The following is a 19,633-nucleotide window of genomic DNA, read 5'->3' on the forward strand; positions in this document are numbered from 1 at the left end:
AAAAGAAGAAGCACGCACCCATGTGTGAGGAGTGCGTGCTTTCCAAGTTAGACAGACTGTGTGAATAATCCGTGAATGCCGCCTAGTTGCCGCTCGTCACTTTGCCGCTCGTCGGATCCAGGACCACAACATTCGGATTTGGAACCACATTGTTGGTGAAGTTAAACATGTTATCGAGCGTGCCAGCCGCGGAATCGAACGACCCCGTCCCAATCCTCTGGCTGCTCAGGAACGTGTCCTCAATGAACCGAATCACCGAAGCCTGGTCCGTCACCGTGTTGTCGATATAGTTCTTGTTCGCCCACGGCGAGATAACCAGCAGCGGCAGCCGCGGTCCATGGCCGCAACGACCCTGCACCGGCATACCATTCGAGTTCGGTCCCGGTAGGGCCGACGCCGCAGCACCCGCGCTGATGCAAACGCCCGTTCCGTTCAGCGAATCCGCCGCCGTAGCCGAGCCATTCACAAAATCAGTCAAGTGGTCATACCAGCCATCGGAATCGTCATAGGCAATAATGATGGCCGTGCTCGACCAGAAGCTCGACTGCTCAATCGCATTGATCGTGTTCACCACGAACGTCTGCTCATCCAGTGGATCAGAGTAACCCGCATGCGCATCCTGGAATCCCGGAGCCTTGATAAAGCTCACTGCCGGCAGATTGCCCGCCGCCAACGCTGCCGTGAAATCCTGCGAGTCATACTGATGGTTCGCCGTGCTCGCGCCCGTGTCCGCTGCCGTGCCAATCGCCGCCGTCGATACCGGCCGGATGTGCGTCGGATTCGCCGTGCTCGGGTAATACTGGAACGGCTGGTGGTGCGGAATGTAATCGGCCTTCAACGGGTGTCCCGGGATGTTCACCGCAGCCGTCGTGCGCGCGCAGCCGGTCGTCCCATTACCGTTGATGACGCCCAGGTTGAAGCCTCCCGAAAAGAATCCCCAGCTAACCCCCGCCGCATTCAGCAGGTCGCCGATATTCTTCCCGCCCATGCTCACATTCGCGCTCGCAGACGAGCACACATCATTCGCCGGATCTTCATCCCCAATCAGCGTGTATCCACCCTGCCCGTCAGCAACCACGCCCGACGCCGCGCCCGCCGTATACGTCGCAACCCCGTTCGTCTGCCCCGCCACAAGATTCAGCGCGCCCTGCGTCGATGCACCAAACGTGCTACCGAACGAGTGGTCGTTCAGCGCATAATGCTGCGCATAATTCCACATCGCCGTCACCGTGTTGCCGTCGTAGTAGCCCATCGTCAGGCCGGTGGTATTCGCAATTGATGGCGCACCCGTAACTTGGGCTAGTGTTGGGGCCGAAGCGCTGTTGTCCGCCACACCCACCGACAGCGGAAACTGGTCCATCTTCCCGCTATCGAACGCCATCTGCTCCGGTCCGTAATTATGGTCCTGGTCATTCGTGCCCGCTTGGCTCGGGTCCAGCCGGAACGGATTCGTCGCACCCGCAGCATTCACAATGTTCAGGTTAGGGTTCGCCGTCAACAAGCCCGGGCTGGTTACATAATTCGCGATGTTCGTTGGTGTCCCGGTCGCTGCCGTGAACTTCGACGAATTCGTCGTAAGGTTCGCCGCGTTGGGATACGTCCCAAAGTAATGGTCAAACGAGATGTTCTCGTTGAAAATCACCACCACATGCTTGATAACCTGTGCACTGGTCACTGGCGTAACCACCGGCGGATAAATCACGGTGGCTGGTGCAGGCGAATAGCCGGTGCAACCAGTGAGTACCATAAGTGCAATTAACGAAAGTGCGGAAACCTGACGAATCATTCTGCGCGCCTCAATCCAAATGGTGTTTTAAGAACACCTCCACAGATACAGCGCGAATGTGAATGTAGCTTTAATGCCGCGTGAATCTAGTGATTCCATTCACCAATCATGTGGACAACCTGCTAACCCGCAAGCCCCCTCCGCGTCGCCCCGTCTGCCTTATTCCAGCTTCCTGTTTCCTGCGCCCCGTTTCGAAGGGGCACGACTTTAGGCGTGCCAAATAGGCCAACATTCGATGGGGCACGATTTTAGCTGTGCCGGACAGGCCAACATTCGAAGGGGCACGACCTTAGTTGTGCCGGATGGGCCAACATTCGAAGGGGCACGACTTTAGTTGTGCCGGATGGGCCAACATTCGAAGGGGCACGACTTTAGTCGTGCCAATTAGACCAAAATTGATGAGGGGCTTCAGCCCCTGGGGTCAAGCTCTGATTTCTACGGATTCTGTTCAAGCCAGCTTCAGCCCGATCGTCTGCGCCTCGGCATCCAGCCTCACGATCTGGAAGCTGCGAATCTGCCCCACCGCAAGTGGCTCAGCCTTCTTCTTGGCCGTATCCGCCCCACCCTTCCACCGCGCGCTCAGCATCGAGCCAAGCTGCGACAGGTCCACCCCGCCACCACCTGCGCTCTCCTCCACCGCGGCGCTCTTCTCCACCAGGCACGTCGCCCGAATCCCCTCGCCCAACTCCACCACCACCGACTCTCCCCCCTGTTCCACCACGCGCCCCGAAACCGTGTCGCCCACCTTGTGTTCCTCCAAATACTCGCCCAGTCCCGTCGGCACCAACTGCTTCATGCTCAGCTTGATCTGCCGCTTCTCCGGATCGACCGCCACCACCTGCGCCTTCACGACTTCGCCCACCCGCAGCACATCCTGCGGATGATTAATCCGTCGGTCTGCGACGATCTCACTCACGTGCACCAGCCCCTCCACCCCCTCGGCCAACTCCACAAACGCCCCAAACTTCGTCAGCCGCGTGACCGGACCCTCCACTTGCGACCCAACCGCAAACTTCTTCGACACATCGCTCCACGGATCACCCAGCGCCTGCTTCAGCCCCAGCGAAATCCGCTTCTCCGCTGGGCTCACCGCCAGCACCACCGCCTCCACCGAGTCGCCTTCCTTCAACGTGTCGCTAGGCTTCCGCACCTTCTTCACCCACGACATCTCCGACACGTGAATCAGCCCCTCGATCCCCGGCTCAAGCTCCACGAACGCCCCAAAGTCCATCAGCCGCGTCACCGTCCCGGTAATCCGCTGGCCCACCGTATACGTCGCCGCAGCCCCGTCCCAGGGCTCCGGCTGCAACTGCTTCAGCCCCAGCGAAATCCGCTTCGTCTCCGGATCCACGCTAAGAATCTTCACCTGAATTTCTTCACCCACGCTCAGCAAATCTTCCGCAGCCTTCACGCGGCTCCAAGCCATGTCGCTGATATGCAGCAGCCCATCCACGCCCCCAATATCGACGAACGCCCCATAAGCCGCAAAGCTCCGCACCGTCCCCGTCACCACCTCGCCCTCGCTCAGCCCAGCAACGCGCGCCCCCTGCACGGCAAATGCCTCTTCCTCCAGCACCGCCCGCCGATCCACGACCACGTCTTCTTCTTCCGTATCCAGCTTCGTAATCCGGCAGGTAATCTGCTGCCCCACCAGCTTCTCCATCTCTCCCGCCTCACGCGCGCCACTCCGCGAAGCCGGCATGAACGCCCGCACGCCCACGTCCACCGACAACCCACCCTTCACCACAGCCGTAACCGTTCCCACCACGGCAGTCTTGTTCTTGAAAGCCTCTTCCAGCGATCCCCAATCCGTAGCCTGCGCCACCCGCAGCAGCGACAGCTCGTAGTACCGCTCAACATTTCGCCCCTTCACCGACACGGAAAACTTCGCACCCACCTCCACGCCCTCGGCATCATTCGCAAACGCCGTGCGCGGCAAAATCCCCTCAGTCTTATACCCAATATCCAAATACACCGACTCAGCATCGAGCGACACCACGGTCCCCTCAAGCTGCTTCCCATCGCCCTCCGCCTTATGCGTATGGCTATGCTCAAACTCGGCCAGCATCTCGGAGAACGATTCGGTCGATTCTTCAGCAGGACTTTCAACATCGTGGAGGGGCGTAGCGATCTTTTCGTCAGGCATCATGTCTGCTTTTTATTCTCGCACCCTAAACAAGGCCCGTCATCTCGACCGAAACCGCGCGCTTTTGCGCGGCGCAGCGGAGAGACCCCTGTATTTTGAGCCTTTGCCTTTGCTTTTCTTTCTGTCATTCCCTCTGGGAATCTGCTTCTGCTTTTGCCCTTCCTAAGTTACCTACTCCCCGGCAACACTCAAATCGGCAATCTCAGGCTCCCGCCGTGTCTTCAAGTCCCCAGTCCGCAGCACATCCAAAAACCGATGCACCTCATACCCGGCAACCTTCGCCGCATACACCAGGTTCGCCGCAATCGCCGTAACATCCTGCGCGGCCTTAGTCTGCACCGCGGAACCCTCCGCAATCGCAATCAGGTCCGGCAGCTTCAGCCAGCACACAAACGACTCAAAGCCCTCCTGCGTAAAGTACTCCGGCTCATCCACCCCTCCATGAATCCCGGTCAGCCAGCGCACATCCGCATCGTTCCAGAACTCCGCCGACCGCACCGCAGCCGGGCACGACCCAAACTGATTCATCAGCAGCAGCGCCCGCACCTGTGCCGCCGCTCGCCACGCCTGCTCGCCGTGCACACCCACGGCAGAGAACACCTCAGCCAGCGCATGCCGCAGCCGCAGCCCGTCGTACAGTGCCAGCGCGGCCGCCGGAGTCGGCAACTCACGCAGCGCAATCCACGCCATCACGGGAGCCCACGTCTGCGCCGCGGGAATCCGCACATCGTTGCTCGGCAGCACAAACCGCGCCGCCGCCTGCAGTGCTTCCGGATACTTCAGCACGATCCACGGCAGCCGCACCGCCGCCGCACTCATCACCGCCGCGCGATCCTCCGCCCCCTCTGCCGCCTCGCCCTTCGCACCGCCAGCGCCATCCTTCTCCGCAACCTTGGCAGCCTTCTTGCCGACCACGTCCGCAACGTCATCGCCCTTCGTCGAAGCCGAGATCCAGGCCGTCGCATCCGCAGCGTCCAGTTGCGTTCCGCCCAACTGCGCCAGGTACAACGCAGTCTCCGCGAACCGATGCACGCTAGCCACAAACTCACTCAATCCATCCTCGAACACCGAGTCTTCCGCCGGCACCACAGGCTTCGCGACCAACTCCTTCGCCGCCCCCGCCTGCGCCCGTTTCCCGGCCTTCGCCTCAACCTCCAGCTCCCGTGTAAGCGACACATACGCCGCCTTCACAAACATCTGGATCGTCTCTTCGCTGATCGTCCGGTGCAGCACATCCACCAACGGCTGCAGCCGTAGCTGCGACAGCGCCTCATCCACGCTATACACGCCCGACCCATGCAGCGCATCGCACAGCCGGTCCCACGGATAAGCCTCACTAGGTCTCAACTCGCGCCAATCCAGCAGCACCAAATGCTGATACCCGCGCAGATCCACGGTCAGCCCATGATCGCGAAAATCCCGCGCCCGTCGCAGATACTCCAGCCCCTGCGCCGTATCGCGATAAGCCAGAATCGCATCGTCCTCCCAAGGCAGCCGCAGCCCCTCATACAAACTCTTCTGCCGCAGCGCCCCACTCTGCTTCTCTAAATATCCCACCGACATCTTGATCGTCCCATGCGTCGATCCATACCGATTGTTATAGAGAATCAGCCCCCTCTGATCCCCGCACATATTCGAGTACGCAAACACGTTCTCATCCACATCACCGCCATCGGTCCAGAAGTCATACATCACAAAGTCAGTGCTCTCCGCGAACAGTCGCCGATTCTTCAGCAGCGGCGCAATCAACTGCATATGCCGCGCAATCAGCCCCTCATTCGGCGTCTCATCCAGCCGAGCCTGCTTGAAGTCCATCCCATACCGCTCGGTATATCCCTCAATCTGTCCATGCCCAAACATCGGCAGCCCCGGCAGCGTAGCAAGCAGCACCGACACGCCAAAATACTTATCGCCCCACCCAAACTGATCAATCGCCGTCCGCTCATCCGGATTGCTCATGAAGTTCACGTACCGCTTCAAAATATCCGGATCGAACTCCACCGTCTTCTTCAAATACGAACGATACTTCGCATTCTCCTCATCGCGCAGCATGTTCATGAACGCGGAGTTGTACACGCGATGCATTCCCAGCGTCCGCACGAAGTACCCCTCCAGCAACCAGAAAGCCTCGGCCAGCAGCAGCGTTCCCGGAACCTCCACCGCCACGCGATCCACCACCTCGCGCCAGAACTCATGCGGCATCAGCGCATCGAACGCCTCCTGCGACATCGCATTCTCAGCCCGCGATGGAATCGATCCCCCCGCACCCGGCAGCGGAAACCAAAGCCTCTGCACATGCCGCTTTGCCAGCACCATGGCCGCGTCAAATCGAATAATCGGAAACCGCCGCGCCACATTCAAAATCACCTGGATCACATGCTCGCGCACATAATCCTTCGAGTAATCCAACTGCGCCGTATCATTCCACGCAAACGTAGTCCCATCATTCCCGTGATACATATACCGCGTAGCCCCATCGCGATAATGCCTCAACCGAAACACCACCGCCGCATCCGTCTGATCGTAGTAGTGATCCTCAATCTTGATCTCCACGCGGCTATCCGTAGAAAGATCCGGCCCCTCAAAGCTATAAGCAGGGAACGGGCTCTCCCACCGATAGATAAACCAATCGGGACTCTCAATCACCCAATCCGAATCGATCCCCATATGATTCGGCACCATATCGCTAGCCAGCCTCAACCCCGCCATAGCCGCGCGATACTTCAAATTCTCGTAAGCCTGTTCGCCGCCCAGATCTTCCGCAATCGAATAATCCTTCAGCGAATAAGCCGAAGCCACCGCCTCGCGATTTCCCCTCAACCGTTTAATCGTCTTTGACGCGCGACTCCGCTCCCACAACCCAATCAGCCACAGCCCGGTAATCCCGCGATCCGCCAACAGCCGAAGCTCTTCATCCGGAATCTGATCCAGCCGATGAATATGCCGCAGATATTTCTTCGACAACTGCTCCAGCCAAACATACGTACTCTTCGCCATCAGCACGACGGTTGGCATCCAGGCTTGGTCCGCGCTGAACGCCTCATACTCCGTCAGCGGAGCCTGGTACCCCGCCGGATACCGCAGCCGCCGCACCCCATCCGGCCCAGTCACATACTCCGAATCGAACCCAATGTACTCATCCCCAACGAACCCCTCACCCCCGCGATACTCTCCATGCCGATGCCAGTCCGGCCCGGGCGGATGAAACCTCATCCACACCGCCAGCTCCTCCTCGCGCAGCACGTCGATCGCGAGCAGCACCTTCTTCAAATCCTCGCCAAGAAACTCCGACCACTTCTCGCTAATAAAATCCAGTTGCCCCGTCAGCGAATCCGGCGAAGCCAGCATCGGAGCCCGCAGCGCATCCAGCAACGTCCCTAGGCTCTTATCAATCTTCGGCCGCGTCGCAAAAAAATCCGGCAGCCCCGTCGTCGCGCCCGTATACGCCGTCTGCTGCTTCAGAAGCTTGTCATCGAACAGCCGCTTGAACGGCGCAAACGCCGGATTACTATTCGCAATCCAAAGCAGCAGCATCTCCTCAAACGCAATCTCGCGATTCGGCTGCCCAACCGTCGTCCCCTTCAGCCACTCCGCCGCCGTCATCTCCCCGCGATACACATCGACAGTAGGGAACTGCTCCACGAATCGCAGCAGCAGCCGCTCACTCTCCGCCGGCGTCACCTGCGCACCCAGCCACTTCACCGCAGCCGACATCACCGCCGGGTCCTGCTCCCTGCGATATCGCGCCACCAGCGCATGGCTCAACTCATCAATCATCCCCATCGCAAACAGCGCGCCGGCATTCACCTGCCCCGCAACCTTCTGCTCCTGAGTCTCCCCCTCAGCCCCCGGCAACTCATTCAAATCCTGAGCAAGCTTCCGCGCAGCAGCAACATTCGCAAAGACAACATTCCCCGTGAAGCTAAACAAAACATCCTTCAAGTCCAGCCGTTCGCGGATCGATCGTGAGATGTGAAATTCCATGCGTATCTAATACTTTCCGGCGCAACTTCGCCTGCGACTAACTATAGTGCCTTCCCGTAAGATGCAGCATCCAGCAAATTCAACATTTCACGGTCAATCGCGCCAAAACTGTACAATCGCGATGGCCGTTGCTCTAGCCATTGTCGTTGCCGTTGCTCTAGCCATTGCCGTTGCTCTAGCCGTTGCCGTTGCCGTTGCTCTTGGTCTTGCCGTTGCCTGTTTTACGCCGTCATCCTGGAGCGAAGCGAAGGATCCCTGTATTTGCCTCTGCCGTTGCTCTTGCCGTTGCTCTTGCCGTTGCTCTTGCCGTTGCTCTTGCCGTTGCTCTTGCCGTTGCTCTTGCCGTTGCTCTTGCCGTTGCTCTTGCCGTTGCGCTTGCCGTTGCTCTTGCTTTTCTGGTTGTCATCCCGCAGGGATCTGCTTCTGCCTTTGCCTTTGCTTTTCTGGCTGTCATTCCGAGCGCAGCGAGGAACCTGCTTCTCGCTCGCGCAGCGAGCGCCCGTTCCTAGCTAGAAGCTAAAAGCCAGTTTCTCTTCACCTGAACTATCCGCTCGCCGCAGGAGGAAACGTGGCTTACCTGATCGACTCGAAGCAAACCAAACCCGCCTGGCGCAACCGCATCCTCATCCTCTCCGCCCTCATCCTCCTCGCCCTCTTCTTCAGCGCCACCACCATCCTTTCCTACTGGGTCGACCTCCAGTGGTTTGGCTCGCTAGGCTTCGGCAGCGTCTTCTGGAAGATGCTCCTCCTCCAGGCCGGCGTCTTCCTCGTCATCGCCGCCCTCACCTTCGCAATACTCTTCACCGCCTTCACCGTTCTCCGCCGCGCGCATGCTAACGACCTCCCGCGAGCCCAGGCCCTCGTCATCTCCGGCCAAACCTTCAACCTCAACGTCGAGCCCGTCCTCCGCATCCTCTCCCTCGTAGTCTCCGTCGTCATCGCCCTCATCTCCGGCGCCTCCATCATGTCCGACTGGCCCCAGCTAGCCCTCTTCTGGTACGCCCCCCACGCAACGGGTCCAGTCGCCGACCCCATCTTCGCCAAGCCCCTGAACTTTTACCTCTTCACCCTCCCCGCCTGGAACCTCCTCAACGACTGGCTCCTAACCCTGGCCCTCGCCATCTGCGCCGCCGCCGCCGTCTACTTCGTCATCACCAGCAGCACCCGCGCACTCGACAAGCGCACCACCGGCGTCCTCGGATCCTCACCCTGGCGCGGCCTCTCCATCGCCATCTCCTTCCTCCTCCTCGTAGTAGCCAGCATGGTCTACGTCAGCCGCTACGAGCTACTCCTCGACCACCACACCATCTTCGACGGCCTCAACTACACCGACGCCCACATCACCATCGGCGGCCTCCTCGTAGTCACCTTAGCCTTGATCGCCAGCGCCATCATCGCCGCCATCAACGCCCTCCGCATCCCGCGCGGCCGCCTAATCGCCGCCTCCATCGCGCCTGCAGCCATCTGCTACGTGGCGCTAGGCCTCATCGGCTGGTACGTCTCTAACTTCATCGTGAAACCAAACGAGCTAGTCCGCGAAGGCCCCTACATCACCAACAACATCCAGGCCACCCGCCAGGCCTACGGCCTGGACCGCTTCCACCAACAAGAATTCCCCGCCGAAACCACCATCGAGTCAGCCGACGCCGCCAACAATCAGCCCACCCTCCAGAACATCCGCCTATGGGATTGGCACGCCCTCCAGGACACCCTCCGCCAGGTCCAGGAAATCCGCACCTACTACGATTTCCCTGACATCGATATCGACCGCTACAACCTCAACGGAACCACCCGCCAGGTCATGCTGGCCGCCCGCGAGCTCAACATCGACAAGCTCCCCATCAGCAGCCGCAACTGGATCAACGAGCGCCTCACCTACACCCACGGCTACGGCGTCACCATGAATCCCGTCAACGGCTTCACCACCGAAGGCCTCCCGCTCTTCCTGCTAAGCAACATGCCCGTCCAAAGCACCAGCCCCAACCTCACCGTCACCCGCCCCGAGATCTACTTCGGCGAGCTCACCAACTCCGACGTCTACGTCAACACCCACCAACAAGAATTCGACTACCCCCAAGGCCAGGGCAACAACTTCACCTCCTACCAGGGCACAGGCGGCATCCGTCTCGGCGGCTTCCTCCGCCGCATCCTCCTCGCCTTCGATCGCGGCGACATCGGCAAGCTCCCCTTCTCGGACGACGTCACCCCCGACAGCCGCCTCCTCATGCGCCGCAACATCCGTGACCGCGTAGCAGCCCTGGCCCCCTTCCTAACCTTCGACCACGACCCCTACCTGGTCGTCGGCGACAACGGCCGCCTCTCCTGGATCCTCGACGCCTACACCACCTCCGACACCTACCCCTACTCCACCCACTACAACCTCGGCGACAACCCCGTAAACTACATCCGCAACAGCGTCAAAGTCGTCGTCGACGCCTACAACGGCGCCGCCACCTTCTACGTCTTCGACCCCTCCGACCCCATCCTCACGGCCTACCGCGGCATCTTCCCCAGCCTCTTCCAGGACGCCGCCACCATGCCCGCCGACCTCCGCCGCCACGTCCGCTATCCCGAAGACATCTTCACCCTCCAATCCGAAGTCTACGGCCTCTACCACATGACCAACCCCGAGGTCTTCTTCAACCGCGAAGACCTCTGGACCGTAGCCACCGAGAACGGCACCGACGCCGACGGCCAGCAAGCCGTCATGCCCATGAAGCCCAACTACGTCCTCATGAAGCTCCCCAGCGGAGCCAAAGAGGAGTTCGTCGAAATCCTCCCCTTCACCCCCGCCAACCGCAACAACCTCATCGGCTGGATCGCCGGCCGCTGCGATGGCGACGACTACGGCAACGCAGTTGTCTACGACTTCCCGAAGACCCGCCTCGTCGACGGTCCGCAACAGATCGAAGCCCGCATCGATCAGAACGCCCAGCTCTCCGGCCAGCTCACTCTCTGGAACCAGCAAGGCTCGCACGTCCTCCGCGGCAGCCTCCTCGTCATCCCCACCGGCAAGGCCCTCCTCTACGCCGAGCCCATCTATCTCCAGGCCCAGCAATCCCCCATGCCCGAGCTCCGCCTGGTCGTCCTCGCTCTCCAGGACAAGCTAGCCTACGGACCCACCTTCCAGTCCGCCCTCACCTCTCTCTTCGGCGGCGAGCTCTCCTCCCTCACCGCCTCCGAAGCTCCCCAGCCAGCCGCCCCCTCCCCCAACTCACCCAACACTCCCCAACCCACTCAACCAGCCGCCACCACCCAATCCCTCATCGCCGAAGCCAGCCGTGACTTCGCCGACTACCAGCGCCTGACCGCCGCTGGCAAACTAGCCGAAGCCGGCCAGAAGCTCGACGCCCTCAAACACACCCTCGACCAGCTAAACGCTCACTCGAAGTAACGATAATCGCCGCACCTGCGCCATATGACCCATCTATCTAGCCGATAGGTACCCGACACCCGAAATACGCTCGAAATGCGTCCCGAAACCAGGCTAAAGCAGTCGATTTGGGACCCGAAACCCACCTAAGTCGCGCTTTATACGCCCGTTTTACGTGTTCGCGGTTCCTATTGAACAGTAACGCCCTGCGACCAAGGATAAAATGAGCCGTCAGACCTGACGCGGTGAACTTCAATGAGCAGTGGCGTCTCCGATCCAAATAAGATCTTTCCCCCTCTCCCCAATAGCGAGAATCCCGTAAATGTCGAGCGGTGGCTCGCCGCAATCGTCGAATCCTCCGACGACGCCATCCTCGGCATGGCGCTTTCCGGCGTAATCACCAGCTGGAATGCCGCCGCCACCAGGATCTTCGGCTACGAACCCCACGAAGCCCTCGGCCAGCCAGTCTCTCTTCTAGCCTGGCCCGGCGAAGAGGAACGCATCGACCTGTTTCTCGCAATCCTGCGTCATGGCGGTCGCGTCGATCACACCGAGGTGTCCCGCAAGCACAAGAATGGAAAGAAAATACTGGTCGCCCTCAGCCTCTCCCCCATCGTCGATTCCAACGGCACCATCATCGGCATCGCCAAGATCGCCCGCGATATCACCGAACGAACCGAAGCCGCCAGCGCCCTCGAAGATAGCCGGATCCGCCTAGCCGAGCAGCAGGCCAACGCCCGCGCCGAAATGCTCGCCGAACGCAAATTCCGCGAGCTCATCGAAAACGCTCCGGACGCCATCCTCCAGGTCGACCAGGCCGGCGCCATCGTCATCGCCAATTGCACCGCCGAAAAAATGTTCTGCTACACCCGCGAAGAGTTGATCGGCCTAAACGTCGATCAGCTGGTCCCCGAAGCCAATCGCGCCGCCCACCCCACCCACCGCAAAACCCTTGCAACCGCAGGCAAAAGCCGACCCATGGGCTTAGGTCTGGATCTCTTCGCGCAGCGCAAGGACGGCACCCAGTTTCCTGTTGAAATCAGCCTAAGCCCCATGAATACGGAAGCCGGCGTCCACGTCACCGCTGTCATTCGCGACGTAACCGACCGCAAGCTGACCGAACAACGCGTCCGATCCCTGCAGGAAAGTTACATGACCGAGCTGCAGGCCAGGCACAAGGAAGCGGAACGCCTCAACCAGCTCAAAAGTGAGTTTATGGCCAGCATCAGCCATGAGCTCCGCACCCCGCTCCACACCATCATCGGTTTCGCAGAGCTTATGCAGGAAGAGGGGGAGGGCCCGCTCAACTCCAGGCAAAGGCGATTTATGGAGCATATTCACGTTGATTCCGAACACCTGCTCGGCCTGATCAACGACGTTCTCGACCTCAGTCGCATCGAGGCTGGCGGCCTCCAACTCCATACGGAGCCGGTACGTTTAATCTTGATCGTCGCCGAATCGATTGCTGCCATCCGGCTCTACGCGGAGTCGCGATCAGTATCCATTCGCATGGGAAGTGAAATCGACTTCAACGTCCTGGCAGATCCCATGAGGCTGCGCCAGATCCTCTACAACCTGCTCAGCAATGGAGCGAAATTCACGCAGCCCGGCGGCGAAGTCCATGTCGAGGCCGCCGTCGAAGGCAACAACGTTCGAATTACGGTCTCTGATACCGGTCTCGGCATCGCTCCGGAAGAGCGTACACAAATCTTCGAGAAGTTCTACCAGGTAGGTTTGACCCCCGTCGGTGTGCGTGAAGGAACAGGCCTGGGGCTGGCGATCTGCAAGCAATTGGTGGAGATGCAAAAAGGAACAATCTGGGTCGAAAGCGAACTCGGAAAAGGAAGCAAGTTCCATTTCACCCTGCCACACAACCAGACGTGATCTAAATCACAAGGTTTGTCCCTGGGCCTCTCTAAGCTACAGGTGTGACATCCCCATCCCCAGATCGCTCGACGGGTGCTGAGCGACCCTCGGCGAGAAGGATCCTCATTGCAGACGACGCCATGAGCAGCAGGGAATTACTGCGGACCATCCTTGAACGACAGGGCTACGTGGTGATGGAGGCCGAGGACGGCGCGCAAGCTGTAGACAAAGCTCCGAACTTCGCGCCCCATATGGTCATTCTCGATCTGCAGATGCCAAAATTGAACGGATACTCAACGGCAATCGCCTTACGCAAGATCGCTGCCTTCGCCAGTATTCCCATCATCGCCCTAGCCGCTGCACTTCCAGAGGTCTCCCTAGAACAGATGACCCAGGCTGGATTCACGCATTGCCTCGTGAAACCCATCAGCCCAACCCGCCTACGGGAATGCGTGACGGACCTGCTGTAACCACCCCCATCCACCAATCGAAACTGCGTCATCTCGACCGGAGCGGAGCGCAGTGGAGAGATCCCTGCATTCCGCACCCGCCCCCCTGAGCCAGCACATGAATAGGGCCAACGGCCCGGCCCATCACAGCCTAGGGCGAAGCCCTAGGTTAGGCCCAGCCACCAACCCAAGGGCTGAAGGCCCGACCTATACCAAAGGGGATCAACGGCCCAACCCACAGCCCACCCACCTACCCAGGCAGCTCATACCGCTTGATCTTGTATCGCAACGCATCCCGCCCAATCCCCAGCCGCCGCGCCGCCTCCGACTGATTTCCCTTTACCGCTCGCAAAGTATCTGTAATCAACTGCCGTTCCTGGTCCTCCAGCAGCGACGAGCTCTCTTCGCTGCTGTTCAGCCTTGCCTCTGTATGAATGAGGCTTTCCGGCAGATTGTCGATATCCACCATAGTGCCGTCTGAAAGCATGCAGGCGCGGCCAATGACGTGTTCAAGCTCCCGCACATTACCCGGCCAGCCGTAGCGCTGTAGGACCAGCAGGGCTCGCTGAGTGAGACCCTCAATGGGCTTCGAGAACTCGCCGCTGAACTTGCGAACGAAATGGCGCGCCAGCAGCGGTATATCCTCTGGCCGATCCTTCAGCGGAGGCACAGTAAGCTCCACCATCGAGAGCCGATAGTAAAGATCCTCACGAAAATTCCCGGAGGCAATGGCCGCCCGCAAATCACGATGGGTTGCGGCGACGATCCGTACATTTACTTTGTGGGGGTTTAGCGAGCCAACCGGCAATATCTCCTGGTTTTGAATAGCTCGGAGAAGCTTTGCCTGTGTCGCGAGCGGCATGTCCCCAATCTCGTCCAAAAACAGCGTACCCCCGGTGGCAAGCTCAAATAGTCCAGTCTTATCGCGATCGGCACCCGTAAACGCACCTCGAACATGCCCGAACAGCTCGCTTTCAAACAGCGTTTCTACGACTGCGGAACAGTTGAGCACCACAAACTTCCCCAATACGTGGCTTCTACGATGGAGTGCCGTCGCGATCAGGTCTTTCCCGGCGCCAGTGGGGCCTTGGATGAGTACCGACCGATAGTGCGGAGCGACTCGCTGAATCATCGCAAACAGATTCCACATCGGATCGCTCTTAGCCTGCAGGCCTTCAAACTCAAGATCCTGAGCTCCGGCGCCGGACGACGCGTGCACCCGCTTGCGAAGGTTGGCCGACTCGATCAGGGACGCAACTCGCTCCCGAAGCAGGCCAATCTTTACCGGCTTTTGCAGATAATCCGCCGCTCCCTGGCGAATCGCCGCGACTGCGGTCTCCGGCGTGTAATGCGCCGTCATCAGGATGACGTCGATGGATGAGTCAAAGCTAACAACCTCTTTCAGCACCTCCAGCCCGCTCATTTCGGGCATCACGAGGTCGGTCACCACCAGCCGCGGACGATGCTTTCTGACCAGTTCCAACCCCTCCACCGGGTTCGCCGCCGTATAAACCGCAGCCTCAGAGTGCGCCAAAGCCACCGACAGCAGCTCCAAACTGCCAGGGTTGTCGTCGATGATCACAATAGAAAGAGCTTCGGCCATGAATGAGCAAACGTAAACAACCTAAATCCTATCCCCCCCCCGTCTGGATGGCTAGTTGGGTCATTTGGCGCAGCTGGTGGGTGTCAACACTCAGTTGCCAGGGCGAGATCCTACCCTGAACAGGTGTATGTGTCTCAAATCACACGAAATCAAGTTTGGCAGCGGGATTGCTTTAGTTCAGGTCAGACATCACAACGGAGAGTTCTAAATGACCAAGTGCCTGAATTGTCCTGAAGCTGGAAAACACGCATTCTGCAAGCTCGGTCCAGAGTCTCGCGCCTTCCTCGAATCGAACTCGCTAACAACCGACTACTCCCGTGGCTCGACTCTCTTTCGCGAGGGAGATCGCAGCAATGCAGTCTTCGTTATGTGCTCGGGCAAGGCCAAGGTTTCGGCGACCTCCAGGGACGGGAAGACCATGATCTTGCGGATCGCTGACGCCGGCGACGTATTGGGCATGAGCGCAGCTTTGACGAAGGGCGAGTATGAAGTGACGGCTGAGGCTCTTGAGCCATGCCGCGTTCGAGTCCTTCATCTGAGGCACCTTACGACAATGTTGCAGAAGTACGGCGATGCCAGCTTGGGAGCCGCCAATGCGCTCGCAGAGGACTATCGCGCAGCGTTCGACGAAGCACGGCTGATTGCGCTTCCCGCGTCACCGGCAGGACGGGTCGCCCGCCTGATTCTGGACTGGGCAGACGATGCGAGGAGCCGTTCCAATTCGCTGATTACGATGTCTCTGACGCATGAAGAGGTCGCATCTATGACGGCTACCACTCGCGAGACCGTCACAAGAACCCTCGGACGCTTTCGCAAAGATAAGATTATTTCGACGCACGGCGTTGTTTTGACCGTCCTTCAGCCGAAAGCACTCGAACGGCTTTGTGCCTGCTAAGGGTATCTATCACCGCGCGAGAACAGATTGACGACATTGCCATCGGTCTTGCTAACTAAAAAGAAACTCTTTCGTGCGGAGTTCTCTGACGATATCGCGAAGGTTCGCGGCTTTCTCGAATTCAAATTTCTTGGCGGCTTCCCTCATGTCGCTTTCTAGATTAGCGATATAACTATCCAATTCTGATTGAGAGCTAAACTCGGGAAGCGTAGCATCCTGCTCTGTCAGATCTGCATAGTCCGCCTTGAGAACGGTCGCAAGCGAGTCATCAAGGCCACGAATGACGCTTTGCGGCGTGATGCCATGCTCCTCGTTATACGCAACTTGCTTTTCCCGACGCCGGTCAGTCTCGTCGATGGCACGGCGCATAGAATCTGTCATCTTGTCTGCGTACAGGATCGCGCGGCCTTCGATGTGGCGTGCGGCGCGCCCAATTGTTTGGATTAGGGAGCCTTGGGAACGCAAGAATCCTTCCTTGTCGGCATCGAGGATTGCAACCAGGGATACTTCCGGAAGGTCAAGGCCCTCGCGCAAAAGATTGATACCGATTAGAACGTCATATTCTCCCTTTCTCAGGTCGCGCAGGAGCCGAATCCGCTCCAGCGTCTCGATCTCAGAATGCATATAACGGCAACGGACACCGACTTCGGTGTAATAGTTCGCGAGGTCCTCCGCCATACGTTTCGTCAGAGTTGTGACGAGCACACGCTGGTTTTTCTGGGCACGCTCACGAATCTCTGCCAATAGGTTGTCGATCTGACCTTTGATTGGACGAATTTCCACTTTAGGATCGACTAGACCTGTAGGGCGGATGATCTGTTCAACAACAACCCCTGACGACTTCGTGAGTTCAAACGGGCCGGGCGTCGCCGATACATAGATAGTTTGCCCAACGCGAGTTTCGAATTCTTCAAATCGCAGCGGCCGATTGTCCATCGCTGAGGGAAGACGGAACCCGTAATCCACGAGATTTTGCTTGCGCGATCGGTCGCCGTGCCACATGCCATGTAGTTGTGGCACGGTGACATGCGACTCGTCGATGAAAACGAGAAAATCACGCGGGAAGTAATCGAGCAATGTCGGAGGAGGCTCACCGGGGAGGCGACCGGAGAAGTGGCGAGAGTAATTCTCAATCCCGTGACAAAATCCGACCGACTTGATCATTTCCAAATCAAAGCGGGTGCGCTGATGAATACGTTGGGATTCGACGAGCCGTCCTTCTTTTTCGAGTTGAGCTTCCCAGTCAGTCAGTTCGGCCAGGATGCCATTGATCGCGGCGCTCTTGCGTTCCGGAAGAACAACATAATGACTCTTCGGATAAATGGGAAGGCGAGAATACTTCTGTTTGACGGTACCGAACAGCGGATCGATTTGTGAGAGCGAGTCAATCTCATCGCCGAATAGTTCAATGCGAAAAGCGTTTTCGTCATAGGTGGGATAAACCTCGATCACATCGCCACGCACACGGAAGGTTCCGCGACGGAAGTCGATGTCATTGCGTTCATAGAGGATTTCTACCAGACGGCGGGTGATGTCTTCTCGTTTGATCTTTTGCCCTTTTTCCAGCAAGAGCAGCATGCCGTAATACGCTTCTGGTGAACCCAGCCCATAGATGCAAGAGACGGAGCTAACGATGATGGAGTCACGGCGTTCAAACAGACTGCGAGTAGCCGAGAGACGAAGCTTGTCGAGCTCGTCGTTTATGGTGGATTCCTTCTCGATGTAAAGATCGCCGGAAGGAATGTACGCTTCCGGCTGATAGTAATCGTAGTAGGAGACGAAGTACTCTACCGCGTTGTTGGGAAAGAATTGCTTGAACTCATGATAGAGCTGCGCTGCAAGCGTCTTATTGTGTGCCAGAATAAGTGCCGGGCGATTGAGCTCTGCGATAATCTTCGCCATTGTAAAGGTTTTACCTGAGCCGGTGACGCCCAGCAGCACCTGGTCCTTCTCGCCGGCATGGAGTCCGGAGACGAGTTCCGCGATCGCACGTGGCTGGTCACCCTGGGGTTTGTATTCAGAGACGAGATGGAAGTCCATCCTTGTAGGATAGGGCAAGGGAGGGTGGAGATGTCTGAAACGAACACAGAGCTTTGGCTGGTCCGACATGGGGAGACTGAATGGAGCCTCGACGGTCGACATACGAGCTGGACCGACATCCCGCTGACCAACCGCGGCCGTGAACGGGCCAAGTGGCTGCGCACGGTCATGTCGAACAAGAAGTTTGCCGCGGTGTTTGTCAGCCCTCGGCAAAGAGCTCGTGAGACTTGTGAGATAGCGGGTTTCGGAGATGTAGCCGTGATCGATGACAACCTTCAGGAGTGGAATTATGGCGAGAGTGAGGGGAAGACCACCCAGCAGATGCGGGAGTTGCACGGGCCGCAATGGAGTGTTTGGACCAGTCCGATTCTCGACGGTGAAACGGTAGAACATGTGGGAGAGCGCGCGGATGAAATGATCCGTACGGCTTTGGCTGCTGTGCCATCCGGCGGAGCGGTTGCGCTTTTCGCGCATGCTCACATCTTGAGGATTCTCGCGGCCCGCTGGATCGGATTACCTGCAGTGGGTGGCCAGTACTTCGGGCTCGGTACCGGGAGCATTAGTGTGGTGGGGTTTGAGCGCGAGACACGTGTTATCTCGCAATGGAACTATGTCGAGGAAACCAAGTAGACGTATATCTCCAGGACCAAATCTGGGAATCCCATGCGGGGACGGAGTGTGAGGGGATGGATTCGATCGTTGAACTGGAGCATGTGCACGTGGCTAGAGGAAATAATGTAGTTCTGCACGATCTCAGTCTTCGTATCGACCGTGGCGAGCATTTGGCAATCCTTGGACCCAACGGTTGCGGAAAATCCACGCTCCTGAAAACAATCACTTGCGAACTTTATCCGGTAGTGAGACCGGAGACAAGAGTTCGGATCATGGGACGAGAACGGTGGGATCTCACCGAGCTCAAGCGACGTATGGGCGTTGTTGCGGCAGAGTTGCCAGGTAGACAAACGCTATCGATCACGGGGTTAGATGCGGTCCTCACGGGGTTCTTTTCTAGTTCAACCTTATGGCCAAATTTAGCCGTCACTGATCGTATGCGCGAGCGCGCGGAAGACATTCTGATCCAGATAAATGCTGAAAGCCTCAGAGGCACCCCGGTAGGAGAGATGTCCGCAGGCCAGCAGCGACGCATCATGATTGGGCGCGCCATGGCTGGAACTTCCTCAAATGACTTGGATGGTAGCGTGCAGATGCTGTTGCTGGATGAGCCCTCGAACGCCCTGGACCTAACTGCTCAACAGGATCTGCGGGAGATGTTGCGCACACTGGCCCAGCGAGGTACAGCCATTCTTCTGATCACACATCACATTGCCGATATCTTGCCCGAGATCGGTCGTATCGTGATGATGAATGCTGGCCACATCGTTGCGGACGGGAGCAAAGAGGACCTCCTCACAGCCCAACATTTGGGGACTCTATTTGGGCGCGAGATCGCACTCACCGAACGTGATGGGTACTGGAATGCTTGGTGAAAGG

General features: G+C 58.5%; 12 protein-coding genes. 7 read left to right on the plus strand and 5 right to left on the minus strand.

The features are described from left to right. Positions 1–82: 82 nt before the first annotated feature. From GSQ80_RS05905 to GSQ80_RS05915, 3 genes are all read right to left on the minus strand, one after another. Positions 83–1,786: a phospholipase C gene (locus tag GSQ80_RS05905; protein ID WP_158786721.1), complete on the minus strand. Its 1,704-nt coding sequence runs from the start codon at positions 1,784–1,786 to the stop codon at positions 83–85. A gap of 448 nt (positions 1,787–2,234) precedes the next feature. Beyond that, positions 2,235–3,932: a 30S ribosomal protein S1 gene (locus GSQ80_RS05910; RefSeq protein WP_158786860.1), complete on the minus strand. Its 1,698-nt coding sequence runs from the start codon at positions 3,930–3,932 to the stop codon at positions 2,235–2,237. Between the two features lie 171 nt (positions 3,933–4,103). Further along, on the minus strand, positions 4,104–7,916 hold the full coding sequence (locus GSQ80_RS05915) for an alpha-amylase family glycosyl hydrolase (protein WP_158786722.1): 3,813 nt from the start codon (positions 7,914–7,916) through the stop codon (positions 4,104–4,106). A 188-nt stretch (positions 7,917–8,104) separates the two neighbouring features. Between GSQ80_RS05915 and GSQ80_RS05920 the strand changes: the two genes are divergently transcribed. The 4 genes from GSQ80_RS05920 to GSQ80_RS05935 all read left to right on the plus strand — a co-directional run bounded on the left by GSQ80_RS05920 (position 8,105) and on the right by GSQ80_RS05935 (position 13,625). Further along, the gene (locus tag GSQ80_RS05920) at positions 8,105–8,425 is read left to right on the plus strand and encodes a hypothetical protein (RefSeq protein WP_158786723.1); all 321 of its coding nucleotides are present in this window, start codon (positions 8,105–8,107) and stop codon (positions 8,423–8,425) included. Between the two features lie 59 nt (positions 8,426–8,484). Beyond that, complete coding sequence (locus GSQ80_RS05925) at positions 8,485–11,310, plus strand: UPF0182 family protein (RefSeq protein WP_254059465.1); 2,826 nt, start codon at positions 8,485–8,487, stop codon at positions 11,308–11,310. A 234-nt stretch (positions 11,311–11,544) separates the two neighbouring features. Next, entirely contained in the window at positions 11,545–13,173 is a 1,629-nt protein-coding gene (locus tag GSQ80_RS05930; protein WP_158786724.1) for a PAS domain-containing sensor histidine kinase, read from the plus strand. Between the two features lie 44 nt (positions 13,174–13,217). Further along, the gene (locus GSQ80_RS05935; RefSeq protein WP_256369875.1) at positions 13,218–13,625 is read left to right on the plus strand and encodes a response regulator; all 408 of its coding nucleotides are present in this window, start codon (positions 13,218–13,220) and stop codon (positions 13,623–13,625) included. 229 nt (positions 13,626–13,854) lie between these two features. Here the strand turns inward: GSQ80_RS05935 and GSQ80_RS05940 are convergent, their stop codons facing one another. Continuing rightward, positions 13,855–15,207 (minus strand): sigma-54 dependent transcriptional regulator, encoded by a 1,353-nt coding sequence (locus tag GSQ80_RS05940; protein WP_158786726.1) that lies wholly within the window; start codon positions 15,205–15,207, stop codon positions 13,855–13,857. A gap of 208 nt (positions 15,208–15,415) precedes the next feature. Between GSQ80_RS05940 and GSQ80_RS05945 the strand changes: the two genes are divergently transcribed. After that, complete coding sequence (locus GSQ80_RS05945) at positions 15,416–16,102, plus strand: Crp/Fnr family transcriptional regulator (protein WP_158786727.1); 687 nt, start codon at positions 15,416–15,418, stop codon at positions 16,100–16,102. Between the two features lie 51 nt (positions 16,103–16,153). Here GSQ80_RS05945 and uvrB read toward each other — a convergent pair whose 3' ends face one another. Continuing rightward, positions 16,154–18,142, minus strand: a complete 1,989-nt coding sequence (uvrB, locus tag GSQ80_RS05950; RefSeq protein WP_158786728.1) for an excinuclease ABC subunit UvrB — start codon at positions 18,140–18,142, stop codon at positions 16,154–16,156. Positions 18,143–18,172: 30 nt separating this feature from the next. Here uvrB and GSQ80_RS05955 point away from each other — a divergent pair, with 30 nt between their 5' ends. Together GSQ80_RS05955 and GSQ80_RS05960 are read left to right on the plus strand one after the other, a co-directional pair. Next, complete coding sequence (locus GSQ80_RS05955) at positions 18,173–18,772, plus strand: histidine phosphatase family protein (RefSeq protein WP_158786729.1); 600 nt, start codon at positions 18,173–18,175, stop codon at positions 18,770–18,772. Between the two features lie 56 nt (positions 18,773–18,828). After that, a complete protein-coding gene (locus GSQ80_RS05960; RefSeq protein WP_158786730.1) occupies positions 18,829–19,629 on the plus strand; it encodes an ABC transporter ATP-binding protein in 801 nt (266 codons plus the stop codon). Positions 19,630–19,633 lie beyond the last annotated feature (4 nt).

This window comes from Granulicella sp. L46, assembly GCF_009765785.1.
Classification (GTDB): Bacteria; Acidobacteriota; Terriglobia; order Terriglobales; family Acidobacteriaceae; genus Granulicella.